Raw genomic sequence first — 25,667 nt, 5'->3', positions numbered from 1 at the left:
GCCCTTGCCGTCGGGCGGTGGCCACGGGCCACCCGCGGCCCGTGCGGCCCGTTCCTCCGTGGCGAGGACCATGGTCACGCCGTCATGGGGTGGGCCTGCATTCGCGGCGGCCATTGGTCCGGCCGCCGTTTCGCATGACAAGTTCATGGCATTTTCGGAGATTTCAGGGGGATCCCTTTCCATGCGATCCATACGTCCGCTCCTCGCCGCCACCGGCCTCGTCGCCGCGCTCGCGCTGACGGCCACGGCCTGTGGTCCGAGCGAGGGCACGGCGGCCGACAAGCCCGCCGCCGACTCCGCCGGTGGCCAGGATTCCGGCGGTTCGCTGTCCGGCAGCCTGGCGGAGACGCTGAAGAAGCACGGCGTCGATCCGGAGAAGTGGAAGAACGGCGAGTGGAAGAAGTGGGACAAGGACAAGTGGCTGCGTGAGGCCAAGGACTTCGTCAACCCGGTCATCGACGGGTTGTGGAGGCCCGACCGGATGAAGTCGGCCAAGGATCCCGCGAAGACCATGGCGGCCGGCGACCTCTCCGGCGACCAGGGCGTCACCGATCCGGAACCCGCCCCGGTCAAGGCCGAGCGCGAGAGGACTCCCTACCACGACTACGCCGCCCCGGTCGGGAAGGTGTTCTTCGACTCCCCCGAGGGCTCCATGGTCTGCTCGGGCACCGTCGTCAAGGACCCGAGGAACCCGGGCAGGTCCCATCTGGTGTGGACCGCCGGGCACTGTGTGCACGCCGGTGCGAAGGGCGGCTGGTACCGCAACATCGTCTTCGTGCCCGCGTACAACGACAAGGGGCAGTCCGCCGCCGCGCTGAAGAATGCGCAGCCGCAGGAGATCGCCCCGTACGGCGCGTACTGGGCCGACTGGGCCACGACGTCCGGTGAATGGCTCACCGACGGTGGTCCCACCGGGGGTGAGGGCGCCCCCTATGACTACGCGGTGCTGCATGTGAAGCCGGAGCGGGGCACCAAGTCCCTGGAGGAGACCGTGGGCAACGCCCTGCCGGTCGAGTTCGACGCTCCCGAGGCCTCGCGGATCAGTGCCATGGGCGCCTGGGGCTACCCCGCCGCCCCGCCGTACGACGGCCTGATCATGCACAAGTGCGTCGACCGCCCCGGCCGGCTCTCCATCAATCGGGCTGGCTCGCCGGTCCGCACCTGGGCAGGGGCGCGCAGGACGTCTTCACCATGATGAGCGAGAAGTTCGGCGGCCGCTGACGGCCACCTCACACGAAGGACGCCCGAAGGGCCGCTCCCGAACGAGGGAGCGGGCCTTCGGTCCGTACCGAGCCGTGCCGTGTCGTGGTCAGTGCGCCACGGGCACGTACGCGGAGAGGTCGGCTGCCAGTTCCTCGTGGACCCGCGCCTTGAGCAGGGTGCCCTCCGCCGTGTGCTCCTCGGAGATCACCTCGCCCTCGGCATGCACCCGGGAAACGAGCCCGCCCCGGGTGTACGGCACGAGCGCCTCGATCTCGACCGACGGCCGGGGCAGTTCGCTGTCGATGAGCGCCAGCAGCTCGTCGATACCGGCACCCGTACGCGCCGAGACCGCGATCGCGTGCTTCTCGATGCGCAGCAGCCGCTGCAGCACCAGCGGATCGGCCGCGTCCGCCTTGTTGATGACCACGACCTCGGGTACGTCCACCGCACCCACTTCGCGGATCACCTCGCGGACCGCCGCGAGCTGTTCCTCCGGCACCGGGTGGGAGCCGTCCACCACATGCAGGATCAGGTCGGATTCACCGACCTCCTCCATGGTGGAGCGGAACGCCTCGACGAGGTGGTGCGGCAGATGCCGTACGAACCCGACGGTGTCGGCCAGGGTGTAGATCCGGCCGCTCGGGGTCTCGGCCCGGCGCACGGTCGGGTCCAGCGTGGCGAACAGCGCGTTCTCCACCAGAACACCGGCCCCGGTCAGGCGGTTGAGCAGCGAGGACTTGCCCGCGTTGGTGTAGCCGGCGATGGCGACCGACGGCACCCTGTTGCGCTTGCGCTCCTGGCGCTTGATCTCGCGGCCGGTCTTCATCTCCGCGATCTCCCGGCGCATCTTCGCCATCTTCTCGCGGATCCGACGCCGGTCCGTCTCGATCTTGGTCTCACCGGGGCCACGGGTGGCCATGCCACCACCGCCGCTGGAACCGCCGCCGCCCATCTGACGGGAGAGCGACTGGCCCCAGCCGCGCAGCCGCGGCAGCATGTACTGCATCTGTGCCAGCGAGACCTGCGCCTTGCCCTCTCGGGACTTGGCGTGCTGGGCGAAGATGTCGAGGATCAGAGCGGTCCGGTCGACCACCTTGACCTTGACGACGTCTTCCAGATGGATCAGCTGGCCGGGGCTCAGCTCACCGTCGCAGACGACGGTGTCGGCCCCGGATTCGAGGACGATGTCGCGCAGCTCCAGCGCCTTGCCCGAGCCGATGTAGGTGGCCGGGTCGGGCTTGTCGCGGCGCTGGAAGACGGCGTCGAACACCTGGGCGCCCGCCGTCTCCGCGAGTGCGGCCAGCTCCGCGAGGGAATTCTCCGCGTCCTGCACGGTTCCCGAGGTCCAGACGCCGACCAGCACCACACGCTCCAGGCGCAGCTGTCGGTACTCGACCTCGGTGACGTCCTCAAGCTCTGTGGAGAGGCCCGCCACTCGCCGTAGCGCGGCACGCTCGGAGCGGTCGAACTGCTCGCCGTCCCGCTCTCCGTCGATCTCGTGGCTCCAGGCGACGTCCTCTTCCATCAGGGCGTCGGCCCGAAGGCTCTCGGTGAGGCTCTCGGTGACATTCTCCGTAGCGCTCTGCGCGTCCTGCGCGTCCTGGGGAAGGGAAGAAGAGGAGGTCATTGGATCCTTACGTCGATGAAAGTCCGTTACGTCAGTCACAACGCGTGACCTCTCCCGATGATTCCCACCGTCGGGAATCACCGGTCCGGCCGCCGCGGCGACTCGTCGATAGTGGCATGGTCCGCCGGGCCCGTCACCCGGGTTTACCGCTGTCCGGCGGGTTCGGCGCTGTGCCAGTCCGGGTGCCCCGGCATCGGCGGAGTCTTCTTGCCGTACAGCCAGCCGTCGAAGAACGGGGTGAGGTCGCGCCCTGCGGTCTGCGAGGCCAGCCGGACGAAGTCCGCGGTGGCGGCGTTGGAGTCCCGGTGCTTGCTCACCCAGCTCCGCTCCAGCAGGTCGAAGGCGTTCTCGCCGATCTCCTGGCGCAGCGCGTAGAGGACCAGCGCGCTGCCGTCGTAGACCACCGGCCGGAACAGGCTGAGCTTCTGTCCGGGCGCCGGAGTGCCGGGGCGGGCCGGCGGGCCGCCCGCGGCGCGCCAGCCGTCGGACCGGGCGTAGGCCTCACGCATGCGGCTCTCCAGCTTCTTGCCGGCGTGCTCCTCGGCGTAGCGGGCCTCGTACCAGGTGGCATGTCCCTCGTTGAGCCACAGGTCGGACCAGGTACGCGGCGAGACGCTGTCGCCGAACCACTGGTGGGCCAGTTCGTGCACCATGATCGAGTCGACGTACCACTCGGGGTAGGCGGTCCGGGTGAACAGGGACCGTTCGAAGAGCGAGAGCGTCTGGGTCTCCAGCTCGAAGCCGGTGTCGGTGTCCGCGACCAGCAGTCCGTACGTCTCGAAGGGGTAGCGGCCGACCTGCCGCTCCATCCAGTCCAGCTGGGCGGGCGTCTTGCCGAGCCAGTGCTCCAGGTGCCTGCGGTCGGTGCTCGGCACCACGTCGCGGACCGGCAGACCGTGCGGCCCGGTGCGCCGCAGGACGGTGGAGCGGCCGATGCTGACCTGGGCCAGTTCGGTGGCCATGGGGTGCTCGGTCCGGTAGGACCAGGTGGTCTCGGCACCGTGCCGGGCCGTGCCGGTGGGCAGGCCGTTGGCCACCACGGTGAAATCCTTGGGCGCGGTGATCCGGAAGGTGAAGTACGCCTTGTCGGCGGGGTGGTCGTTGCCGGGGAAGACCCGGTGCGCGGCGTCCGCCTGATTGGCCATGGCCAGACCGTCGGCGGTGCGCACCCAGCCGCCGCTGTCCTTCTCCCCGCTCGGGTCACTGGTGTGCCGGACGGTGATGCGCAGCGGGACTCCGGCCGGGAGCCGGCCGGGGGGCCGGATGACCAGATCCTCGTCGGCCGTCGCGAAGTCGGCCCGCAGACCGTTGACCTCGACCTCGCGGACCTTGCCGTGGGTGAAGTCGAGGTTGATCCGGTCCAGCGGCTCGGTGGTCCGCGCGTCGATCGTGGTGACGGCGTCCAGCGGCTTGCTGTTGCTGCCGCGGTAGGTCAGCCCGATGTCGTACGAGAGGACGTCGTACCCGGGGTTGCCGAGGTGCGGGAAGAGCGGATCGCCGATACCGAGCGGCACGGGTGAGGGGAGGGCGGCGGCAACGAGGGTGGCCGATGCGGTGGCCAGCAGAGCGGCCCGCAGACGGCGGGAGATGAACGGCATGAACTACCGCTACCAGCGACTCCCGCCCGAGCAGGCGCGGCGCGCGCCGCGCCACTCGAACGAGATCGTCCGGCCACAGCACCAGGCAGATGGCCGTGCGGCGGGGTCGGACGGCGGCGGGCGTCACACGGCGGCGGGTTGCTGGGCGCGGCTCACGTCGTACACCCCGGGTACGTCACGCATCGCGCGCATCAGCGCCGGCAGTGCGGCGGCGTCGGCGAGCTGCAGGGTGTAGGTGTGCCGGACGCGCTGTTCACTGGGTGGTTCGACGGTGGCGGAGATGATCGCCGCGTCCGCCGTCGCGATGGCCTCGGTGAGATCGGCGAGCAGCCGGGCCCGTCCGAAGGACTCGGCGACCAGGGTGACACGGCAGCCGGCCGTGTCTCCCCAGCTCACCCCGACCGGCACCCGGCCGACGGACCGCATCCGGGACACCTCGGGACACTCCAGCCGGTGCACGGTGACTGCGCCACCGCGGACGACGAATCCGGTGACGGCGTCGGGGGGCACGGGCGTGCAGCAGCCCGCGAGTCGTACGTCGGCGTCCGGCCGGTCCACCACGGCGCTCGCGGCACGCGGCTCGGCCCTGTCACCCCCGGGGCCGCCGGATTCCTGGGGGTGCGGCTCGGACCTGGGCTCCGCGGGACTGCTGCCGTGCGGGCCCTGGGGGTCCCCGGGGTGGGCGTCCAGCCAGCCGGTGATGGCGATGCGGGCGGCGGGGGTGCGGGCGTGGTCGAGCCAGTCGGGCGACGGGCCGGAGGCGGAGTCCTCGGCGAGCAGCGGCTGCACGGTGTCGCCGTCGCTCAGCACGGTGCCGAGGGTGGCGAGCCGGCCGTTGACCCGGGCGCCGATGCAGCTGTGCGCCTCGTCGCCGTACTGCGCGTAGGCGGCGTCGACGCAGCTGGCTCCGGCGGGCAGCCCGAGCCGGCCGCCGTCCGTGCAGAAGACCGTGATCTCGCGGTCCTGGGCGAGGTCGGCGCGGAGCGTGGTCCAGAAGGTGTCGGGGTCCGGGGCGGACTGCTGCCACTGAAGGAGCCTGGAGAGCCAGCCGGGCCGGGTCGGGTCGGCGCGCTCCCCGTCCGCGGGCTCGACGGCCTGGGTTCCGGAGCCGCTGTCCGCGGCGTACGGATTACCGAGGGCGATGACACCCGCCTCGGCGACCTTGTGCATCCGGTGCGTACGGATGAGGACTTCGGCGACCGCCCCGTCGGGGCCCACGACCGCGGTGTGCAGTGACTGGTACAGGTTGAACTTGGGCGCTGCGATGAAGTCCTTGAACTCGGAGATGACCGGGGTGAAGCAGGTGTGCAGTTCGCCGAGCACGGCGTAGCAGTCGGCGTCGTCACCGACAAGCACCAGCAGGCGGCCGAAGTCGGTGCCGCGCAGTTCGCCGCGTTTGATCCTGACCCGGTGCACGGAGACGAAGTGGCGTGGCCTGATGAGGACTTCGGCGGGGATGTCCGCCTCCCGCAGCAGCGTCGCCACGCTCTCGGCGACGGCCGCGAGCGGATCCCGGACGGCCGCGGCGGCGGAGACGTCCCGCCGCGCCGACGCGGCGGCGATCAGTGCGCGGGTGTGTTCGTACTCCTCGGGGCGGAGGATCGCGAAGACGAGGTCCTCCAGCTCGGTCTTGAGAGCCTGTACGCCGAGCCGTTCCGCCAGCGGGATCAGCACGTCACGGGTGACCTTGGCGATCCTGACCTGTTTCTCGGGGCGCATCACGCCGAGGGTGCGCATGTTGTGCAGCCGGTCGGCGAGCTTGATCGACATCACCCGGACGTCGTCCCCGGTGGCGACCAGCATCTTGCGGAAGGTCTCGGGTTCGGCCGCCGCTCCATAGTCGACCTTCTCAAGTTTGGTGACGCCGTCGACGAGGTAGCAGACCTCTTTGCCGAACTGCGCCCGCACCTGATCGAGGGTCACGTCGGTGTCCTCGACCGTGTCGTGGAGCAAGGAGGCAGTGAGCGTCGTGGTCTCGGCGCCGAGCTCGGCCAGGATCAGCGTGACGGCGAGCGGGTGCGTGATGTACGGCTCGCCGCTCTTGCGCATCTGTCCTCGGTGCGAGGACTCCGCGAGCACGTAGGCCCTGTGCAGGATGGAGAGGTCGGCGTCGGGATGGTGGGCCCGGTGGGCCTCGGCGACATGACCGATCGCGTCGGGCAGCCGGTCACGGGAGGCGGGGCCGAGCAGCGCGACGCGGCCGAGCCTGCGGAGATCGATCCGGGGACGGCCCCGCCTGCGGATGGGAACATCTGGGTTGGTGGCCTCTGCGCTCATGGGGCACCTCCGGCAGCGTCGACCGGCGGTGGGGAGGTGCGGTCGCGCCTCCGGGCCGGTGCTTGATGCTACCGAGCCCACCACGTGGCGGAGTCCGCCTCTCGCTCAGCGTGAAACGGATCACCCATTCGAGCGAAGGTCTAGGGCCTCTCGTTTGGATCATGCGGGATCAGCGTTTCGAGCCAGGCCCGGTCGATCGAGCCTTCGGCGACGATCTCGGCGGCTCCGGTCATCTCGATCTCGCCGTCCGGCCGCTCGGTGATCACGAGGGTGCCGCCGGGCACATCTACCGTGTACGTGACCGGGGTGCCGGTCTCCGCGGGGTCGGCGCCGTCCCTGCGGGCGGCGGCGACGGCCACGGCGCAGGCGCCCGTCCCGCAGGAGCGGGTCTCGCCCGAGCCGCGCTCATAGACCCGCATCGCGACATGGCGCGGTCCGCGGTCCACGACGAATTCGATGTTGACACCGTCGGGGTAGACGGCCGCGGGGCTGTACGGCGGTACGGAGAGCAGATCACCGGCGTGCGCCAGGTCGTCCACGAAGGCGACCGCGTGCGGATTGCCCATGTTCACATTGCGGGCGTCCCAGCTCCGGCCGTCCAGGCTGACCGTGACGCCGTCCTCGGGGAGGGTGGCGCGGCCCATGGAGACCGTGACGTCGCCGCCCTTGGCGATGTGCACCTTCTTCACGCCGCCGCGGGTCGCGACGGCGAGATCGCCCTCCTCGACGTACCCGGCGCGCTGCAGACAGCGGGCGAAGACACGTACGCCGTTGCCGCACATCTCGGCGATCGAACCGTCGGCGTTGCGATAGTCCATGAACCACTCGGCCTCGCCCGCCATGGCCCGCGCCTCCGGGTGCGCGGCGGACCGTACGACATGCAGCAGTCCGTCACCGCCGATGCCGGCCCGGCGGTCGCACAGCCGCGCGACGACGGAGGCGGGCAGGTCGACGGCGTTGTCCGGGTCGGGAACGATCACGAAGTCGTTCTCGGTGCCGTGGCCCTTGAGGAAGGCGATCTGGGAGGTGCTCACAGAGCAACTGTACGAGGAGTGATCGGCAGCCGCCGAAAGCGGGGCGCGCGCCGGCGCACGGTGGTGGGGGACGGAGCGTCGCGGCGGCCGGACGGCAGCTCGGCGGGGCGCTCCGTCCGTCAGTGGCGCAGCCGTGCCACGCGCCAGACGGCCAGGGAGACCAGCGCGGCGCACACCACGACGTACAGGGCGATCACGCGCCAGTCGGACCGCTCGCCCGAGCCCCGCTGCGGCAGTCCGGGCCAGGTGTGGCCCACGCGGCGGGCGGCCATCATCCCCCAGCCGGCGGCGCAGCAGCTGATCAGCAGGCCCAGCATGGCGACGACCGGTCCGCCGTCGCCGAACTCGAAGGCCAGCGGGAACGCGAACATCAGCGACCCCACGGCGGCGAGCATGACGATCGGCGCGAGCTGCCAGATGCGCAGCCGTCGCGCGGGCCGCAACTCGACCTCGACCTCGGGGGTCGCCTCGGGCTCGTCGGGCCCGTCGGGGCTCAGATGTACCGCCTCGTGCGGCGTGTCCGGTGCGTCTTGTTCTGTGTCGCGAGGGCCGGCCTCCATCGCCACGCGCCCTCCCAACTCGGACTTCACTGGTCGATCGATGCTCGATGATGGCACGGTCCCGGCCGCCGAAATGACGGGCAGGGCTTCCCGATGCCATCACGTGATCAGGCTGTTATAGCCCCCGCTTTAGGGTTTATGCAGGTCAGACGCCTGCTGCTGGTCAGCGAGTCAGCGAGAGGTCAGCAATAGCCCCAGGTCAGCGCCCGATTGACCGGTCGCGACCAGCCCGAAGAAGGAAACATCTCGATCATGTCGAACAAGCTTGCGCGGGGTATGGGCAGCTTCTTCAAGCCCTGCGAGTGCCGAAGGCCGTCGAGCTGCCCGCACACCACCGCGAAGACACCGCAAGGGAGCACCACCTCTTCCCGCCAGGCGAAGGCGCCTTCCACGCGCGCCCTGGCACAACCAAGCCTGACCATCACCGTGCCGGCGACCGCCAACCTGGGCAGCGCCTCGGCCGGCAGTACCCACAGTGCACAACTGGGCACCATCACGGTCACAGGAAGCGAAGTCCCCCAGTGGGACGTCACCGTAACCGCGACCGCCCTGACCACCACAGGCGGCACCATTGCCACCAGCAACATCGCCTACTGGTCCGGACCCGCCACTGCCGACACGGGCAACGAAGCGTGCCACCCTGGACAGAAGACCGCTGCCGAACGAGTCATCACACTCAACGCGGCCCGCACGGCGTTCTCCCACTCGGGATCAACCGCCACCGAGAGCTGTAGCTGGAACCCCACCCTGGTCATCAGCGTGCCCACCACCGCGGCCGCCGGACAGTACACCGACACGATCACCCACTCCGTCACTTGACGAGCCACACGCAGCAGATCCGCGTGCTCCTGAGCATGTATCGCAGCCCACGTTCCTTCCGCCACCGCCTGGCACGACACGCCGACGAGCGGGACTCCGCCCTGGGCCGGGCATCCATCCTCAGCCGTTCACCACAGCCCCGGCAGTTCCTCTCCCCGGCCCGCCCGGCGTCCTCGGACACCACGTCAGCGTCAATCCAACTGACGCCGCCGAAGGAGGGAGGGCGGCTCCGCCGGGCTCGGCTGGCCTGGTCGCGTGGTGCAGCGGAACGCGGATGACGACCACGGCTGGTCGTCAGATGGCCGGGCCGCTCTGGTAAGTGAAGAGGTTCCAGGAACCGCTGCCGCCGGCGGTGGTGACCGAGATGGTGATGTTCTGGCCTGGGGACTGCGGTGGGGCGATGGCGGTGATCTCGTTGTCGGAGAGGACGGTGAAGTCGGCGGGGACGTTCTCGAAGGTGACGAGTTGCGTGGTCGCGAAGCCTGAGCCGGTGAGAGTGACGGACGTACCGCCGCTGGTGGATGCGGTGTTGGGGGTGACGTTGGTGATGGCCGGCATGGGGAGGTAGGTGTAGGAGAGGTCGTCGGCGGTTCCGCCGGGGGTGGTCACGGTGACCGGGACGGTGCCCGGGTTCTGGGTACCGCCAACGGTGACGGTGAGCTGAGTGTCGGTGGCGGACTGGATGGTGGCGCGGGTGGGGCCGAAGGCGACGGAGATCGCGCCGGCCAGGTTGAAGCCGGTGATGACGGCGGTATTACCGCCTTCGGCGGGGCCTTGGGTGGGGCTGATGTCGTTGACCTGGGGGGCCGGGAAGTAGAAGAAGTACCCCAGGAGCCCGGTGCCGCCGGGGGTGGTGACCGTCACGGGGACCGTCCCGGCCCCGCCGGGGAGGACGGCGGTGATCGAGGTCGCGGTGTTGCTGAGGATGGTGGCACTGGCGGTACCGAAGTTCACGGCGCTGGCGCCTGCGAGGTTGTGGCCGTTGACGGTCACGGTGATACCGCCTGCGGTGCTGCCCTCGTTGGGGATCAGGTTCAGGGGGATGACGCTGACCGTGCCCGCGTCCGTGTTGGTCACATAGAGGCGGGAGTCATCAGGGGGGACGGCGATGCCGGTCGGGCCTTCCCCTACGCGCAGGTTTCCAGCGACCGTGTTGGTGGCCGTGTTGATCACGCCGACGGTGTTGGAGCCGTAGTTCGCCACATAGACATGGCTCCCGTCGGGGCTGCTGGCCACGTCGCGTGGCTGGGTGCCCACCGCAATGGTGGCGGTGACGGTGTTGGTGGCGGTGTCGATCACGCTGACCGTGTTGCCGTTGCCGTTGCTCGCGTAGGCGAGTGACCCGTCGGGGGTGAACGCCACGATCTCGGGACCGCTGCCCACGGCGATGGTGGCGGTGACGGTGTTGGTGGCCGTGTCGATCACGCTGACCGTGTTGGACTGGGTGTTGCCCACATAGGCGCGGGTGCCGTCAGGGGTGACCGACACGCCGAGCGGCCTGTTGCCCACGGGGACGGTGGCGGTGACGGTGCTGGTGGCGGTGTCGATCACGCTGACCGTGTTGTCGCTCTGGTTCGCCACGTAGACGCGGGCGCCGTTCGGGGTGACCGCCACACCGATAGGAGAGCCTCCCACGGCGATGTTCGCCGTGACGGTGTTCGTCACGGTGTCGATCACCCCGAGCTGCGCGGCGCCGGACAGGGTCACATAGACGCGGGCCCCGTCGGGCGAGATCGCCAGGAGTGTGGGCCCCGCGCCTGTGGGGATGGTGGCGGTGACGGTGTTGGTGGCGGTGTCGATCACGCTGACCGTGTTCGACGCCGCGTTGGCCACGTAGGCGCCAGACCCGCCGGGATTCAGCGCCACCCCCAGGGGATTGCTGCCGACAGGAATCACGGCATCGGGGTACGTAATGGTGGCGTACGTGGCCAGCGAGGTGCGCGTCGCGGTCTGCGGAATGGAGCGGGCGGGGGTCAGGACAGACATGGCGTATTCCTTGTCGTGAAGCGGGAGTGAGGGGGCGGGCCGCTGTACAAGCGTTTGGCGGCCGTGCAGGGTGGTGCCGGTGAGATGGAGTGCCCGCTGTGCGGGGCCCGGTCGGTGGTCGCCGTCGGCCGGCCGCATCGGCCCGGGCAAGTAGCCCTGGCCCGCGTGCCCGATCATTCGCCGCGGACCGGGACAATCCGTCTCACCCCGCTCAGCGCAGGAGCGTGAGGTCCTGCCGCGTCACCCCCGGGTCGATCCCGCCCCGGTCGATCTCGCCCGGGGCCGGGCCCGCTCCGGGGGTGCTGCGGGAGATCCCGGTCAGATGCCAGGAGCGGCGAGGTAGGCGAAACCGTTGGGCAGGAAGGCGACCCCGCCGCTGGTGGTGACGGTGACGTTCGATGGGCCGGGGTCGCCGTCGGGGGTGCGCGGGGTGACGACGGACACTGTGGAGTCGTTGATCACGGAGAAGGCTGCGAGGGTGCTGCCGAAGGTGACTGACTGGGTGGTGGTGAGGTTGGTGCCGGTGATGGTCACGGCGGTGCCGCCGGAAGCGGGCCCGGAGTCGGGCGCGAGGGTGCTGACGGTGGGGGTGCCGAGGTAGGTGTAGGTCAGACCGTTGTTGGCGCCGCCTGCGGTGGTGACGGTGACGCCGACCGGGCCGGCAGTGGTGCCCGCGGGCGCGGTGACGGTCAGCTGGCTGTCGTCGACCACGGTCGGTAGGGCTGCGACAGCGCCGAAGTCGACCGCGGTGGCGGTCGACAGGCCGGTGCCGTTGATGGTGACGGTATTGCCGCTGGCGAGGGGGCCTGAGGCAGGGCTCAGGCTGGACTTGAAGGGTGCGGCCACATAGAAGAACGACAGTGGGTTGCTGGTGCCGCCAGGGGTGGTCACGGTGACCGGTACCGTTCCGGTGCCCGAGGGAGAGGTGACGACGACCGAGGTGGGCGTGTTGCCGGTGATCGTCGCAAGCGTGGTGCCGAAGTGCACGGCCGAGGCGTCGGCGAGGTTCGTTCCCGTGATGGTCACGGTCGTACCACCGCCGGTCGATCCTTGAGTCGGCGAAAGAGGCATAACGGTTCATCTCCTGACGCAGGAAGCTGAACCGGCTGGTCCCACGTACCGTGCGACGCCCGGCGAGGCATCGACCGGCACACTCACCACGCCACCGAAGCCGCCGCAGTGCAGTGGGGCACACACCGCGATACGGTCCCCAACCCAGGACTTCATGGACCGTTCGCTCCGGGGAGGATGGGCGGCCCATACCGGTTGGACAACACCAGTAACCCAACCCCGCATCCGTCAGACAAGACGGTGGGACGCTCAATCCCTCATATGGCCGAGCGTGAAACCCGGCCCGCCAGAAGCACGATACGCAACCCCGTCCTTCGCTTGCGCTGCCTCGTGCGCTGTACGCTCCAACGCGCTACCCCACATCGGCACGTCCGCTGCCAACCTTCCCCCGCTCCCCCAGAGGGGCCGGCTGGTTGGGGCGGCGGGACTGCCTTCGGGTGATGCGGCGGGTCATGAGGATGATGGCGGCCCAGGTGATCAGAGTTTCAGAGTGCTGGACGAGCCGTTCGTGGTCCCGTGCGTGCCGACGGGCGTGCATCATCCAGGCCCAGGTGCGTTCGACGACCCAGCGGCGGGGCAGCACGATGAACCCGGAGGCGTCCTTGGGACGGCTGACGGTCTTGATCGTGAGGTTGAGATACTTCTTTGCCCAGGTCACGAGTTTCCCGGCGTAGGCGGAGTCCGCCCAGACGATGGTGATTTCGGGGTGCATCAGGCGAAGGCGGAAGAGGAGTTCCTTGGCTGCGTCGCGGTCGGTGAGCGAGGCTGGGGTGACCAGGACCAGCAGGGGCAGGCCGCGGGTGTCGACCACCAGGTGACGTTTGCGGCCATTGATTTTTTTGCCCGCGTCGTAGCCGCGTGAGTCCTTGCCGACGGTTTCGGCGGCCTTGACGCTCTGGGAGTCGATATCGGTCGCGACCGCCCGGGGGCCTTTGCCCATCTCGCGGCGGATCCGGCCTGAGAGGTGGTCGCGGATCTGTCCGATCACCCCGCAGGCGGCCCAGCGGGCCATGAAGCCCCAAACGGTCCTCCAAGGCGGGAAATCCGCAGGTAAAGCCCGCCATTTGCAGCCGGTGTCCACGACATATCGGATTGCATCGACGATCTCGCGGCGGGGGTGTTTCTCCGGCCGACCCCCGGCTCGGGTCTCGCAGGCCGGCTCGGGCAACAGCGGTTCGATCAGGGCCCATTCGGCGCCGGTCATGTCGGAGGGATAGCGGCGCTGGCGCATGGCGGTGGCCTTCCCTCCGTGCATTGGTGAGCGGTCAGGACGAGACGACGAGGTCGAGGGTGGATTCGATGGAGTTGAGCTGGGCGATGATGTGCTTGACCCACTTGTCGCCCGGGTGGGCGGCGGCGTGCAGGGCGACGGTGCCGGTGAGGAACCGGCGGAACTCGGTGAGCTTCCCGGGGAGCACGGACCGTTCGTATGCCTGGAGGGCTACCGGTTCGGCGCCGAGCCGGTAGCCGTCGGCCCTGGTCCAGATCCGAGGCGGCCAGCCGTTCTCCGCGATGATGTCGCGCAGGCAGGCCAGACCGGCCCTGACCCGGCTGTCAGACAGTCCGGAAGCGCGGGTCAGCTGGTGGAACAACAACCCGGCGGGCCGGGCCTCGAACAGCACGAACCGCAGGGTGTCCGCATGCCGCTTGGCGGCGTCGCCCCGACGCCGTGAGGCGCCGGGCATGACTATTCGCCCTTCAGTAGACGGGCCAGCTCGCCGTCCATGTCGACCTTGCCCGTGTCGACCGCGGTCTCGATCCAGTCGAGCGTCGCCCGTACCTTCGCGACGTTCTCGTGCACGATCGTGCGCTCGTCCTCACCGAGCGTACGGTCGCGCAGGCCCGGGACCGCACGTCCGGCCGCGGCGACGAACGAGTGGCAGGCGGTGACCAGGTCCAGGAACTCCACTGTGCGGTCGATGTGGCGGACCGCCGGGGCGACCGGGCTGGTGTCCTCGAACTGGTCGCGGGCTTGCCGACTTCGCTCGACTTGGGCGTGATTGACCTGGTGGCGGGCAGTGTCGTCGCTCATCGCCTTGAATGCGACGTCGGGACGCCGCAGCAGACCGGTGACCGCCGTGACGGCCACGTTCTCGTCCCGGGTGAATTCCTTCACCACCCGGACTTTGTCCTCCGCCTTGACCTGGGCGGCAACCGCTGGCCGCCGCAGGAAGTCGCTGGTCACCACTGCGGCGACCTCCTCGTCGCGGGCCAGCGAGTGAATCGCGGTGATCTTCTCCTGCGGAGAGGCGGGGTTCTCCACCTGGCGCCCGACCCGCCGGTTGGCGTCGTCAACCGTCCACCGGGACTTGCCCTCGGGTGGCTGTTTGATCGCAGCGAACCGCTCTTCCTCATCAGGAATGCCGCCCAGGACCCGGTGAACCGTGAACGAGACCCCGCTCTGGCGATGTTCCTTCGGCCAGCGCGATGCCGTCCACCGCGCGTTCTCCACCGCGCTGCGACGCAGGCCGATGTCCTCCGCGAGCCGGGCCAGTGCCTGACGGACCGTGAACAGATCCTGTCTCGGCAAGGCTTCCCGTCCGTCGTCGGGTACACGCATCGGTTCGATTTCCAGGGCGCGGTCCCCGATCGTGAACTGCCCTTGCGTCTGCTGTTCGACCACTTGCCGCAGCTCGGCCACGATCTGTTCGTAGCGCTACTGGCTGACAGCTCCGACCTTGTCGATCTCCTCCGGCATGGCGTTCGCCACCCATGCGGGCCGGGGCACGGAACCGAGGCCCGTGACGTGGACACGACCTGCTCATCACCGAGAGTCAGACCGCTACTGAGCTTGAACTCGTGGAGTCGTAGGGGCTGACGGGTCGTCGGCTGTGCGGTATCACCGGGGCATGCGGTATCCACAAGGGGGCGGGCTGACCGCCGAACGGCAGCAGTTCCGTGAGGAGTTACGGCTCAGGGCGGCCGAGAGGTTCGCCCAGGGTGAGGCGAGCTCGGTGATCGCCAAGGACCTGCGGGTCAGCGTCCGCTCGGTGCAGCGGTGGCGGCAGATGTGGGACGAGGGCGGTCCGCTGGCTCTGCGGTCACAGGGGGCGGCGTCGCTGCCGAGGCTGAGCGAGAAGCAGTTCGCGCAGCTGGAGGCGGATCTGGCCAAGGGCCCGGCCGCGCACGGCTGGGAAGACCAGCGCTGGACTCTGAGCCGTGTGAAGACGGTGACCGGCCGGCGCTTCCACCTGACCCACACCGTCCAGGGCGTGCGCGAACTGCTGGTGCGCAACGGCTGGTCGTGCCAGGTCCCGGCCCGGCGCGCGATGGAGCGGGACGACGACGCGGTGGCCGGGTGGGTCAAGGAGGTGTGGCCCTGCGCGGAAGGCTCGCGGCGGCCCGTGGAGCCTGGCTCGTGTTCGAGGACGAAGCCGGATTCTCCACGACGCCGCCGCAGGCGAAGACCTGGTCCCGGCGTGGCCGGACCCCGGTGGTGCGGGTGCGGGGCCGTTCCCGCAGACGGATATCGATCGCGGCGCTGACCTGCTACAAACCCGGCCACCGGTCCCGGCTGATCTACCGGCCGCGCCGGGAAGACGGCCGGCGCGACGGCCGCAAGAGTTTCTCCTGGCGCGACTACCGCGATCTGCTGATCGCCGCCCACCAGCAGCTCGGCGGCCCGATCGTGCTCGTCTGGGACAACCTCAACGTCCACAAGGCCGCCGGCCTGCGGGAGTTCGCCGAAGCCCGGGACTGGCTGACCGTCTACTACCTGCCGCCCTACGCACCCGACCTCAACCCCGTCGAAGGGATCTGGTCACTGCTGCGGCGCGGCTGGCTCTCCAACGTCGCCTTCACCACCTCCGAACACCTCGTCCAGCGCATCCGACGCGGTCTACGGCACGTCCAGTACCGCAGCGACCTCATAGACGGTTGCCTCGCCGAGACCGGCCTGACCATCCGACCCACCTGAACCCAGCGACATCACGAGTTCAACCTCAGTAACTACCCATCAGCAAAGCCAGCAAGAGGTAAGCACCAGCACCCGAAAGGGTCGTCCCTGATTGTCGAAGTCCGATGAAGCCCCGCAACCAAGCAACTCTCCCTGACCTGCTTCGATTCAGCCCAAGGAGAGTCCCCCGCTACGCCATCGTTTCTCGTCACGCCATCAGGCTGTAACCGCCCGTTCGACCAACGCCAGCGCCTGGTGCGGGAGTTCCCCGCGGTGCTCCGCCGCGCCGCTCAGCCAGTGGACCCGCGGGTCGCGACGGAACCATGAGTCCTGTCGGCGCGCGAATCGTTTGGTGGCGCGGACGGTCTCGGCGCGCGCCTCGTCCTCGGTGCACTCCCCGGCCAGCGCGGCCAGCACCTGCTGGTAGCCGAGCGCCCTGGACGCGGTGCGTCCTTCGCGCAGCCCGTGCCCCTCCAGGGCGCGCACCTCGTCCACGAGGCCGGCCGCCCACATCCGGTCGACCCTCAGGGCGATGCGTTCGTCGAGTTCGGGGCGGGCCACGTCGACGCCGATCTGGAGGGTGTCGTACACCGCATCGTTACCGGGGAGGTTGGCGGTGAAGGGCTTGCCGGTGATCTCGATGACTTCGAGGGCCCTGACGATTCGGCGGCCGTTGCTCGGCAGGATGGCCCGGCCCGCTTCGGGATCGGCGGCGGCGAGGCGGGCGTGCAGCGCCCCGGAGCCGCGTTCGAGCAGCTCCTCCTCCAGCCTGGCCCGTACGTCCGGGTCGGTACCGGGAAACTCCAGGGCGTCGATGGCACCCTTCACATAGAGGCCGGAGCCGCCGACCAGGATGGGGGTGCGGTCCGCGGCGAGCAGCCTGTCGATCTCGGCACGGGCCAGCCGCTGGTACTCGGCGACGCTGGCGGTCTCGGTGACATCCCAGATGTCCAGCAGCCGGTGCGGAACGTTTCCACGTTCGGCGGGCGTCAGCTTCGCGGTGCCGATGTCCATGCCCCGGTAGAGCTGCATGGAGTCGGCGTTGACCACTTCGCCGTCGAGCCGCTGGGCGAGGAATACCCCCAGATCGGACTTTCCGGCTGCAGTGGGACCGACGACGGTGATGACCCGCGGCGCGGGAGCTGAACTTCTCACCTCCCCAGTCTCGCAAACCTCCGGACCTGAATCTCACGGGATCAAGCATAAGAAATCGATAAAGGAGTAGGAAATGAGGAAAAGAGGGCGACTCCCGTCCGCGCGAACCCGGCCGCGGCGGGGTCCGGGCGAGGCGGGGTCCGGGCGAGGCGGAGAGGCGAGACCGGCCGCGTCGGCAGGATCGGGCCGCGCCGCCCCCCTTCGTACGCGGCCTGACGGGCCCGGTCCCGCAGCCGGTGGGGCCGGCCTCGGACGGGCCCGGCCCCACCGGTATGGAGCCGGAAGCGACGGGCCAGGGCCCTGAGGGCACTCACGAACGCCTCCCGAACGTCCTCAGCCGAGCTTGTCGACCGCCTGGTAGTACGTCCAGGCGGTTCGCGTCGCAGGTGGTCTTCTTCACGCCCGAGTAGGTCGCGCACACCCGCTTGAGGTCGCCGTAGAAGGCGTCGTCCAGGCGGAACTTGGTGGCCCCGAAGGAGCCGGCCGCCTTGTAGTTGCGGTAGCCGAAGTCATGACGGGCACAGGCGTTCCGGAAGGGGAAGCCCAGGGGGTTGTCCGGCGAGGTGGTGCAGTAGTCCGTGGACCACTCGGAGCCGTACGCGCTCCAGGCACCCTGGTCGGCGCGGGCTGCGAAGAACGCGTCATGACTGGTCACGCCGGACTGCGTCCAGCGGGCGAGAACCGCGCCCTTGTCGGCGGGGGCCGCCGAGGCGGGTGTCACCGACAGCAGAGCGAGGGTCATGGCGAGTGCCGTGCCGGCCAGCGAGACGGGGATGTGCCGACGCATGAATGTCCTCCATGGCGGGTGAGGGCGACCGCGACGCGGGTTCGTCGGGGCGCGCCCGGCTTCCGCCACGGGCATACGGCGGATGTGCGCTGAAGCTATATCGCCTGGCCGGGGAGGCTGCCGAGAAAGGCCGAAGATGGCCGAGGGAGGCCGAAGATGGCCGAGGAGGTGTCAGGCCCTCAGGAAAGCGAGCACGGCGAGCACCCGGCGGTGCGTCGCGTCCGCCGGGGGCAGGTCGAGTTTGGTGAGGATGCTGCCGATGTGCTTGCCGACCGCCGCCTCGGAGACGACCAGTTCGCGGGCGATCGCGCCGTTCGACCTGCCCTCGGCGACCAGGGCGAGGACCTCCCGCTCACGCGGTGTCAGCCGCTCCAACGGGTCCCGGCGACGGCGCAGCAGTTGGCGTACCACCTCCGGGTCGACGACGGTGCCGCCGTCGGCGACCTCTGCCAACGCGTGCACGAACTCCTCGACCTGGCCGACACGGTCCTTGAGGAGATAGCCGACGCCCGAGCCGTCTCCGGAGTCGAGCAGCTCGGACGCGTAGGCCCGCTGCACATACTGGCTCAGGACCAGGACGGGCAACGTCGGCTGTTTCTCGCGCAATTGGACCGCCGCGTGCAGGCCCTCGTCCTGGAAGCCGGGCGGCATCCGCACATCGGTCACGACGATGTCCGGATGGTGCTCGGCGACCGCGGTGAGCAGCCCCGGCGCGTCCCCGACCGCGGCGACCACCTCATGGCCGCAGCGGGTCAGCAGACCGATGAGTCCCTCGCGCAGCAGCACGCTGTCTTCGGCCAGGACTACGCGCAGGGGTCGGTCCGCTCGTAGGGGTCGCAAGGAATCTCCACACGCAGCAGGGTCGGCCCACCCGGCGGGCTGGACAGGACAAGTCTGCCATCGAGGACCGACACCCGGTCCGCGAGTCCGGTGAGTCCGCTGCCGCCCTCCTCGTTCGCACCGCCCCGGCCGTCGTCGCGCACCTCCAGGACCAGCCGCCCGTCCCGGTGCCCGCCGATCACCTCGGCGCGGCTCGCCCCGCTGTGCTTGGCCACGTTGGCCAGCGCCTCGGACACGACGAAGTACGCCGCGGCCTCCACCGCTCGGGGCAGTCGTTCCGGGACTCGCAGGACCGTCTCGACCGGAATCGCCGAACGGTCGGCGGCGTCCGCCACCCCCGCCTCCAGGCCGTAGTCCGTGAGCACCCTGGGGTGGATGCCGTGGATGAGTTCGCGTAGGTCCTTGAGCGTCTTGCCCGCCTCGTCATGGGCCTTGGCGAGCTGGTCGGCCAGTGGCCCGGGAGGTGCGTCGAGGCGGGCCAGGCCGAGTGTCATCGTCAGCGCGACCAGGCGCTGCTGTGCCCCGTCGTGCAGATCGCGTTCGATGCGGCGCCGCTCCGTCTCGAAGGCGTCCACCAGCCGTACCCGGGAACGTACGAGTTCGGTGACCTTCGCACCCAGGTCGGCGTCCCTCGGGGCGATCAGAAGGCGGGTCAGCTCGGCCCGCGCCCCGGCGACGAGCCCCAGGAGGTACGCGCCCAGGGCGAGCAGCACCACTCCGAGCACGGCGACACCGAACGCCGCCGGCCAGGTGGTGACCGTCCACTGCTTGAGCACCTTCGTCTCCCGGCCGTCCCCGAGGGTCGCCAGCAGGACCGGCGTGGCGGCCATCGACGCCGGGCACAGCAGACCCGCCATGACGGCGAGCGCGTCGAGCGGCCACAGCACCACCGCGAACAGCAGCGTGTACCCGAGTTCACGCCAGGTCACCTGCTCCCGCAGCCGCGTCCGCAGCCATCCCCACAGGCCCGGCACGGACGGCGTGCGGTGCTGGTCGGCGGCCGGGTCGAGATCGATGAGGCGCAACCGGCGCCGTTCCACGGACGCCACCGGGATCCCGGCAAGCGCCGCGAGCACGAGGAGCGGCAGACCCACCAGGACGACGGCGAGCACCCCGCCGACCGCGGCCGCCGTCACGACCGAGACCAGCGCGACGGCTCCGGCCACCACGCCGGTGACCAGATACGCCATCGACCGCCAGGGCCAGGCCGAACGCAGGAAGTCCGGCCCGGTCATGGCCTGCCACACATTCCGAGGGTGCATCGCGCCACCCTAGAAGGCGCGAAACCGGCCGCACCATCGGTCCAGTGGGCGCGTTCGGGGTAGGGCAGGCCCTACCTTCCCCGGTGACGCACTGTCTCGCCGAGGCGGAGCTGCCGCGGCTGGAGGAAGCGCGGATGAGTGCCGTGAGAAGTCGCTCTTGGAGGTGCCGGCCATCGACGCGGCGGGTGAACCCCACCACCGGTTCCACAGAGTGGTCCGGCCGGCCGCCCTGGACGCTGCCGCGGGCACGCGCTCGTCGCGAACCGGACGTGCACCGGGGCGAGCTGGACCGAACGCGGAAGGTATGCCTGGCCCTACCCCAGGTCTCGGTCCTGCCGCACTGCGCCGGCCCCCTGCGGCACGGTTTCGTGGAGCCATCGAAGTTGCGAGGAAGGCGGCATCCCGATGGTGACTTGGCTGACCGACCACACGCTGGTGTACGGAAGTCCCGGCGTCCTGGCTGCGGTGCTGCTCCTGCCCGCGCCGGAGGCGGCGCCACCGCTGGTGCGTGCGCTGCTGCCGGTGGGCGGTGGCAGCGGCCCGCCGAACGGGCCCTCGGCCTGATCGAACGGCGCGGCGGTGCGACGGTGTTCGTCGGCGCCTTCACCGCCGTCCTGCGCACCGTCGTGCCGACCCTGTGCGCGGCCACCCGGATGCCGCCGCGCCGCTACCTGGGCCGGTCCCTGGTCAACAGCGCCGGGCGGCGCCCGCCTTGGTCCTGATCGGGTGGGTCGTGGGCCCCGCGGGGCCGGGCCGGCCCGTGCCGCGTGCAGCCTCCTGCACCCCGCGCACCACCTCCGGGCCGCCCGGCAACGGCCCGGCCGGGGCAGGGCGGCCGACGCGCTCCCGATCATCCGCCCCGCCCGATGTGCGGGGTGACCGACACCGAATGAGCGGAAAAATGACTGACGACGCCATCAAGTTGCGTTCCGTGAGCAGGCAGTACGGGTCGGGGGGCAGCGCGGTGACCGCCCTCGACCATGTCTCTCTCGGCTTTCCCAAGGGCACATTCACCGCTGTCATGGGCCCGTCCGGTTCCGGCAAGTCGACGCTGTTGCAGTGCGCGGCCGGGCTCGACCGGCCCACCTCGGGCTCGGTCACCGTGGGCGGCACCGAACTGACCGGGCTGACCGAGACCAGGCTGACCCTGCTGCGCCGAGACCGCATCGGCTTTGTGTTCCAGGCGTTCAACCTGCTGCCCTCGCTGACCGCCGAGCAGAACGTGGCGTTGCCGCTGCGCCTGGCCGGGCGGCGTCCCTCACGGGCCCGGGTCCGTGAGGTGCTGCACCAGGTCGGCCTCGACAAACGCGCGGGGCACCGGCCCTCCGAGATGTCCGGCGCCAGCAGCAGCGCGTGGCACTGGCGCGGGCCCTGATCACCCGCCCCGAGGTGCTCTTCGGCGACGAGCCGACCGGCGCGCTCGACTCGCAGACCAGCCGCGAGGTGCTCGCCCTGCTCCGCGACATGGTCGACCAGGAGGAGCAGACGGTCGTCATGGTCACGCACGATCCGGTGGCCGCCGCCTACGCGGACCGTGTCGTCCTCCTCGTCGACGGGCGCGTCAACGGCGAGCTGATCGGGGCGGACGCCGAAGAGATCGCCGCCCGCATGACCCAACTGGAGGCCGTGCCGTGCTGAGCATCGCCCTGCGGACCCTGCGCACCCGCTGGATCACCTTCGTCGGCAGCTTCGTCGCGCTGTCGCTCGGTGTCGCGCTGATCGCCGTCATGGGGCTGGCCCTCGCCTCCTCGCTCGACGCGCCGGACCGGGGGCCGGAACGGTTCGCCGCCGCGCCGGTCGTGGTGAAGGGCGCGGACGAGCTCCGGGTGCCGACCCGGATCGGCGACCGGGTCAAGAAGCTGGCCGAGCCGCGCGCCGTGCCGGCCCCCCTCGTGATGAAGCTGCGTGAGCTCGGCCGGGTGGTCGAGGACCGCTCGTTCGCCGTACGCGCCGAGGGCGGGCCCGGTGACCTGGTGGGCCATCCCTGGTCTACCGCCGCCTTCGCCCCGTACCGGATCAACGAGGGGCACGCGCCCCGGGCCGCCGACCAGGTCGTCGTCGGCGGCGACTGGGCCGCTGTGGGGCAGCGCGTCGCCACGGACCGCGGCACCGTGCGCGTCACGGGCACCGTGACCGGGCTCGGCTTCGAGGACGCGCTCTTCTTCACGGATGCGCTGGCCGCCCGACTTTCGCCGCACAGCGTCCAGTTGGTGGTCGATGCCGACGCCGACGCGGTGCGCCGGGCGACGCAGGGCAGCCCGGGTGTGCGCGTGCTGACGGGCGACGACCGCAGGCTCGCGGACGCCGACCCGGACCGCGACAGCGAGGCTCTGGTCGCGATGAACGCCATGTTCGGCACGGCCGCCGGTGTCACCGGCTTCGTATCGGTGTTCGTGGTGGCATCGACGTTCGCGTTCGCGGTGGCCCAGCGGCGCCGCGAGTTCGGTCTGCTGCGCACGGCGGGCGCGACCCCCGGGCAGATCCGCCGGATGGTCTTCGCCGAGGCCCTGCTCGTCGGTGTCCTCGCGTCGGCCGCCGGCTGTGTCCTCGGCTCGTACGGCGCCCCTCGGCTGGCCCGGTGGGTCGTCGACAGTGAGCTGTCGCCGAGCTGGTTCACCATCGGTGACTACACCTGGCCGTACCACATGGCCTTCTGGACCGGCCTGCTGGTGGCGCTCTGCGGAGTGGTCGCCGCGTCGTGGCGGGCGGGCAGGACCGGCCCGGCCCAGGCGCTGCGCGAGGCGTCCGTGGACTCCAGGACGATGACCTCGGGCCGTCGGCTCCTCGGCGGAGGCCTGCTGCTCGCCGCGGTCGTGGCGCTCGCCATGGCACTGTCCACGGAACCGGGCGAACTGCTCCACCGCAAGACGTACGTGAGCCGCCCGATGCTCCTGATCGCCGCGGTCGCCCTGCTCGCGCCCGTCCTGGTGCGCCCGCTGACCCGGCTCATCGCCTGGCTCCCGGCCCAGCTCCCGGGCGCGGGCGGCATGCTGGTGCGCGAGAACGCGGCGGCGGGCATCCGTCGCACCGCGGCCGTCGCGGCCCCCGTCCTGGTCACGGTCGCCCTCGCGGGCTCCCTGCTCGGCGCGACCGCGACGCTCAACGAGGCCAAGGCCACCGAGACCCGCGACCAGGCCGCCGCCGACTACGTGGTGTCGCCCGCGGGCCCGGCAGGCTTCGACGCGGCCACCGTCGAACGGCTGCGGAAGGTCGAGGGCGCCGAGGTGTCCGCGACCTCCGCGAGCGCCGTCTACGTCCTGGAGGACGGCGTGGCGCTCATCAAGTCCGCGGCACGGGCGGCCGCTCCGGCGATGCTCGCCAGGACCACGCGGCTGCCGATCGCGTCGGGCCGGGTCGCCGATCTCGGCGACGACTCGATCATCGTCAATGAGGAGTGGTCGCGGCACACCGTCGGACAGCGCGTCGACGTCTGGCTCGGGGATGGCACGATGAAGTCGCTGAGGATCGCGGCGGTGATGCGCACCGGCACCGGCGACAACGGCGTCTACGTCACTGCGCGCAACGCCCCGGGCGCGAGTGTCGACCGGGTCGACGTGAAGGTCGCGGGCGGCGCTGACGCCACCGCGGTCGCCGCAGGGCTGCGCGCGGCCGTCGCGGGCGGTGGGCAGGTGCGTTCCGAGGAACAGTGGGTGCGGGCGAGTTACCCGGAGACCGACCGGACCACCCGCCTCGGCTTCCTGCTCGTCCTCGGCATCGCTCTCCTCTGTACGGGGATCGCCCTCGCCAACACCCTGGTCATGGCGACGTCCGACCGGGTCCGCGACCTGGCGGTGCTCCGTCTGGCCGGGGCGACCAAGTGGCAGGTGCTGCGACTGGTCGGTGCGGAGGCCCTGATGGTGGTGGCGGTTGGCGGGGTGCTCGGTCTCCTCGTCGCCGCGCTCAACCTGCTGGGGATCTGGACTGCCCTCGGCCTGCTCAAGGTGTGGACCAGCATCGAGGTCCCGTGGTCGACGCTCGGCGCGACCGTCGGCGCCTGCGCCGTCCTCGCCGTCGTCTCGACGATGGCCCCGGCCTGGTCCACCTTGCGGCGCCGGGCGGTGGAGTCGGCCGGCTTGCGGGAGTGAGCGGACGCAAAGGGCCGGGCACGGGTTCAGGCCGAGGGTTCGGCCATCGCCACCGCGATCCTGTGCGGCCCCGTTCCGGGCGCGGCGGGCCCGGCCGGCTCACGCGGGCGCTGATGCGAGCCGGAGAGCGGGGCCGGACGAGGGAGCGTTTGGCGTTCCGGCCCCGGGGCAGGCGCGGGACAGGGAACCGGCACGCCCCGGCCGACGCGGATCTGCGCCCATGCCAGTAGAATTCATAGGTGAATACGGGCGTTTTTCATGGTTTGCCCCTTATGCGGGACTGCCCGACGCGGCGGTCGGCAGCGGGGCCGGAGAGGGCGCCCGACCCCAGTCCCCCAGCAGGGAAGGTGCCCGATGGGCTTCCTGGACACTTTGAAGGCCAAGCTGAGCCCCGCCAAGGACAAGGTCGGCGATCTCGCGCAGCAGCACGGGGACAAGATCGACCACGGGCTCGAAAAAGCCGCACGGACGGTCGACCAAAAGACCAAGGGCAAGTACAGCGACAAGATCGAGTCCGGCACGAAAAAGGCCAGGGAAGCGGTCGAGCGGCTGTCTCACAAACACGACGAAGGCGGTACGCCGCCGACACCACCCACACCGCCCGCTTCCTGAACAACGACCGGTCAACCGGGCGGGACCGACCGGCGGCCGTGCGGCGACCACACCGCACGGCCGCCGTCAGTAGCCGCTGCCGGGGTGTGGCACGGGCTCAGGACCAGGTGGCGACCAGGTAGCCCACGCCGTACGGGGCGTCCTCGTACAGCAGTCGGCCGCCCAGACCCGCTCCCTCGGCCGCGCCCGCGAGCACCTGCCACGGCGCCCGGCCTGCCGCCTTCAGTTCGTGCGCCAGCGACGCGTCCAGCGCCCTCAGCGCCCCTGGGTCCGCCGCGGCCAGCGCGCGGGCAACCGCCGCGTCGAACGCCTCGGCGCGGTCGTCCAGATAGCCGGGGGCCTTGAGCGTGCGGCAGGCGCTGCCGTCGCCCATCACCAGCAGCGCCAACCGGCCGGCCCTGGCGGCCAGGTCCCGTCCGGTGCTTGTGCAGCGTTCGGTTTCGAGCGGCGCCCCCACACCGAGCCCCTCGACCGGCGCGGCGGCCCAGCCCACGCGGGCGAGCAGCCAGGCACCGACGGCCAGGGACGGTGGAAGCGACCGGTCCGCCACGGACCCGCGGTCACGCCCGAGCCGTACCCCGAGATCCACACCGAAGCCCTGGAAGGTGCCGGTGGCCCCTTCAGGGTGCGGGCCACGGCCCTCGTGGTCCGCGGCCCCGATCACGATCAGCAGATCGGGGCGGGCGGCGGCCAGCACGCCGAGGGCATCGGCGCAGGCGTCCCGCAGGGCGTCGAGCTCGGGGGCGGCACCGGCCGCGACCTCGGGCACCAGCAGCGGCGGACAGGGGCAGACAGCGGCGGCGACAAGCATGGTGGGCAGCGTACTGCGTGGCCAAGCCCCCGCCGTCGGCCATCG

20 protein-coding genes and 4 pseudogenes are annotated in these 25,667 nt (G+C 70.7%); 9 read left to right on the top strand and 15 right to left on the bottom strand.

The features are described from left to right. Positions 1–181: 181 nt before the first annotated feature. Positions 182–1,221 (top strand): annotated as a pseudogene (locus ABZ826_RS22330) (hypothetical protein). Positions 1,222–1,309: 88 nt separating this feature from the next. Here ABZ826_RS22330 and hflX read toward each other — a convergent pair. The 5 genes from hflX to ABZ826_RS22305 all read right to left on the bottom strand — a co-directional run bounded on the left by hflX (position 1,310) and on the right by ABZ826_RS22305 (position 8,299). Continuing rightward, positions 1,310–2,830 carry a GTPase HflX gene (hflX, locus tag ABZ826_RS22325; RefSeq protein ID WP_361450871.1) on the bottom strand — a complete coding sequence of 507 codons (1,521 nt, stop codon included), beginning with the start codon at positions 2,828–2,830 and terminating at the stop codon, positions 1,310–1,312. A gap of 143 nt (positions 2,831–2,973) precedes the next feature. After that, positions 2,974–4,428: a M1 family metallopeptidase gene (locus tag ABZ826_RS22320; protein WP_361450868.1), complete on the bottom strand. Its 1,455-nt coding sequence runs from the start codon at positions 4,426–4,428 to the stop codon at positions 2,974–2,976. A 123-nt stretch (positions 4,429–4,551) separates the two neighbouring features. Next, the gene (locus ABZ826_RS22315; RefSeq protein WP_361450865.1) at positions 4,552–6,705 is read right to left on the bottom strand and encodes an HD domain-containing protein; all 2,154 of its coding nucleotides are present in this window, start codon (positions 6,703–6,705) and stop codon (positions 4,552–4,554) included. A gap of 140 nt (positions 6,706–6,845) precedes the next feature. Continuing rightward, on the bottom strand, positions 6,846–7,739 hold the full coding sequence (gene dapF / locus ABZ826_RS22310; RefSeq protein WP_361450862.1) for a diaminopimelate epimerase: 894 nt from the start codon (positions 7,737–7,739) through the stop codon (positions 6,846–6,848). 119 nt (positions 7,740–7,858) lie between these two features. Then, on the bottom strand, positions 7,859–8,299 hold the full coding sequence (locus ABZ826_RS22305; RefSeq protein WP_361450916.1) for a hypothetical protein: 441 nt from the start codon (positions 8,297–8,299) through the stop codon (positions 7,859–7,861). Positions 8,300–8,509: 210 nt separating this feature from the next. Here ABZ826_RS22305 and ABZ826_RS22300 point away from each other — a divergent pair, with 210 nt between their 5' ends. Next, entirely contained in the window at positions 8,510–9,118 is a 609-nt protein-coding gene (locus ABZ826_RS22300; RefSeq protein WP_361450859.1) for a hypothetical protein, read from the top strand. Between the two features lie 294 nt (positions 9,119–9,412). Here ABZ826_RS22300 and ABZ826_RS22295 read toward each other — a convergent pair whose 3' ends face one another. From ABZ826_RS22295 to ABZ826_RS22275, 5 genes are all read right to left on the bottom strand, one after another. Then, entirely contained in the window at positions 9,413–11,104 is a 1,692-nt protein-coding gene (locus tag ABZ826_RS22295) for an IPT/TIG domain-containing protein (RefSeq protein WP_361450856.1), read from the bottom strand. Positions 11,105–11,422: 318 nt separating this feature from the next. Continuing rightward, a complete protein-coding gene (locus tag ABZ826_RS22290) occupies positions 11,423–12,175 on the bottom strand; it encodes an IPT/TIG domain-containing protein (RefSeq protein ID WP_361450853.1) in 753 nt (250 codons plus the stop codon). Positions 12,176–12,527: 352 nt separating this feature from the next. Then, the gene (locus tag ABZ826_RS22285; protein ID WP_361450850.1) at positions 12,528–13,406 is read right to left on the bottom strand and encodes an IS5 family transposase; all 879 of its coding nucleotides are present in this window, start codon (positions 13,404–13,406) and stop codon (positions 12,528–12,530) included. A 34-nt stretch (positions 13,407–13,440) separates the two neighbouring features. Beyond that, positions 13,441–13,860: a RacP protein gene (locus ABZ826_RS22280; protein ID WP_361450847.1), complete on the bottom strand. Its 420-nt coding sequence runs from the start codon at positions 13,858–13,860 to the stop codon at positions 13,441–13,443. A gap of 2 nt (positions 13,861–13,862) precedes the next feature. Continuing rightward, positions 13,863–14,819: a DUF6192 family protein gene (locus tag ABZ826_RS22275; protein WP_361450913.1), complete on the bottom strand. Its 957-nt coding sequence runs from the start codon at positions 14,817–14,819 to the stop codon at positions 13,863–13,865. A gap of 205 nt (positions 14,820–15,024) precedes the next feature. Between ABZ826_RS22275 and ABZ826_RS22270 the strand changes: the two are divergent. Beyond that, positions 15,025–15,558 (top strand): annotated as a pseudogene (locus tag ABZ826_RS22270) (winged helix-turn-helix domain-containing protein); the annotation flags it as partial. Beyond that, complete coding sequence (locus tag ABZ826_RS22265) at positions 15,534–16,091, top strand: IS630 family transposase (RefSeq protein WP_361450844.1); 558 nt, start codon at positions 15,534–15,536, stop codon at positions 16,089–16,091. The pseudogene ABZ826_RS22270 and the gene ABZ826_RS22265, both read left to right, overlap by 25 nt. A gap of 195 nt (positions 16,092–16,286) precedes the next feature. Here the strand turns inward: ABZ826_RS22265 and miaA are convergent, their stop codons facing one another. The 4 genes and pseudogenes from miaA to ABZ826_RS22245 form a co-directional block, all read right to left on the bottom strand. Continuing rightward, positions 16,287–17,225, bottom strand: coding sequence for a tRNA (adenosine(37)-N6)-dimethylallyltransferase MiaA (miaA, locus tag ABZ826_RS22260; RefSeq protein ID WP_361450841.1), 939 nt, complete (start codon positions 17,223–17,225; stop codon positions 16,287–16,289). 333 nt (positions 17,226–17,558) lie between these two features. Then, a pseudogene (locus ABZ826_RS22255) lies at positions 17,559–18,012 on the bottom strand (phospholipase). Positions 18,013–18,183: 171 nt separating this feature from the next. Continuing rightward, complete coding sequence (locus ABZ826_RS22250; RefSeq protein ID WP_361450838.1) at positions 18,184–18,852, bottom strand: response regulator transcription factor; 669 nt, start codon at positions 18,850–18,852, stop codon at positions 18,184–18,186. After that, positions 18,816–20,114, bottom strand: a complete 1,299-nt coding sequence (locus ABZ826_RS22245; protein WP_361450835.1) for a sensor domain-containing protein — start codon at positions 20,112–20,114, stop codon at positions 18,816–18,818. The genes ABZ826_RS22250 and ABZ826_RS22245 overlap by 37 nt, the downstream gene beginning before the upstream one ends. A gap of 405 nt (positions 20,115–20,519) precedes the next feature. Here ABZ826_RS22245 and ABZ826_RS22240 point away from each other — a divergent pair, with 405 nt between their 5' ends. The 5 genes and pseudogenes from ABZ826_RS22240 (at position 20,520) to ABZ826_RS22220 (ending at position 24,811) form a co-directional block, all read left to right on the top strand. Next, entirely contained in the window at positions 20,520–20,678 is a 159-nt protein-coding gene (locus ABZ826_RS22240) for a hypothetical protein (RefSeq protein ID WP_361450832.1), read from the top strand. Positions 20,679–20,701: 23 nt separating this feature from the next. Next, positions 20,702–20,836: a hypothetical protein gene (locus ABZ826_RS22235; RefSeq protein WP_361450829.1), complete on the top strand. Its 135-nt coding sequence runs from the start codon at positions 20,702–20,704 to the stop codon at positions 20,834–20,836. Positions 20,837–21,015: 179 nt separating this feature from the next. Then, a pseudogene (locus tag ABZ826_RS22230) lies at positions 21,016–21,752 on the top strand (ABC transporter ATP-binding protein). After that, positions 21,746–24,199 carry an FtsX-like permease family protein gene (locus ABZ826_RS22225; protein WP_361450827.1) on the top strand — a complete coding sequence of 818 codons (2,454 nt, stop codon included), beginning with the start codon at positions 21,746–21,748 and terminating at the stop codon, positions 24,197–24,199. Before ABZ826_RS22230 ends, ABZ826_RS22225 begins: the two are co-directional and overlap by 7 nt. Before the next feature lie 354 nt (positions 24,200–24,553). Then, on the top strand, positions 24,554–24,811 hold the full coding sequence (locus ABZ826_RS22220) for an antitoxin (RefSeq protein WP_361450824.1): 258 nt from the start codon (positions 24,554–24,556) through the stop codon (positions 24,809–24,811). Between the two features lie 97 nt (positions 24,812–24,908). Here the strand turns inward: ABZ826_RS22220 and ABZ826_RS22215 are convergent, their stop codons facing one another. Further along, positions 24,909–25,622 (bottom strand): class III extradiol dioxygenase subunit B-like domain-containing protein, encoded by a 714-nt coding sequence (locus ABZ826_RS22215; RefSeq protein WP_361450821.1) that lies wholly within the window; start codon positions 25,620–25,622, stop codon positions 24,909–24,911. Positions 25,623–25,667 lie beyond the last annotated feature (45 nt).

Source organism: Streptomyces sp. NPDC047515 (genome assembly GCF_040643055.1).
Classification (GTDB): domain Bacteria; phylum Actinomycetota; class Actinomycetes; order Streptomycetales; family Streptomycetaceae; genus Streptomyces.
This window is presented reverse-complemented; position numbering and strand designations above follow the sequence as displayed.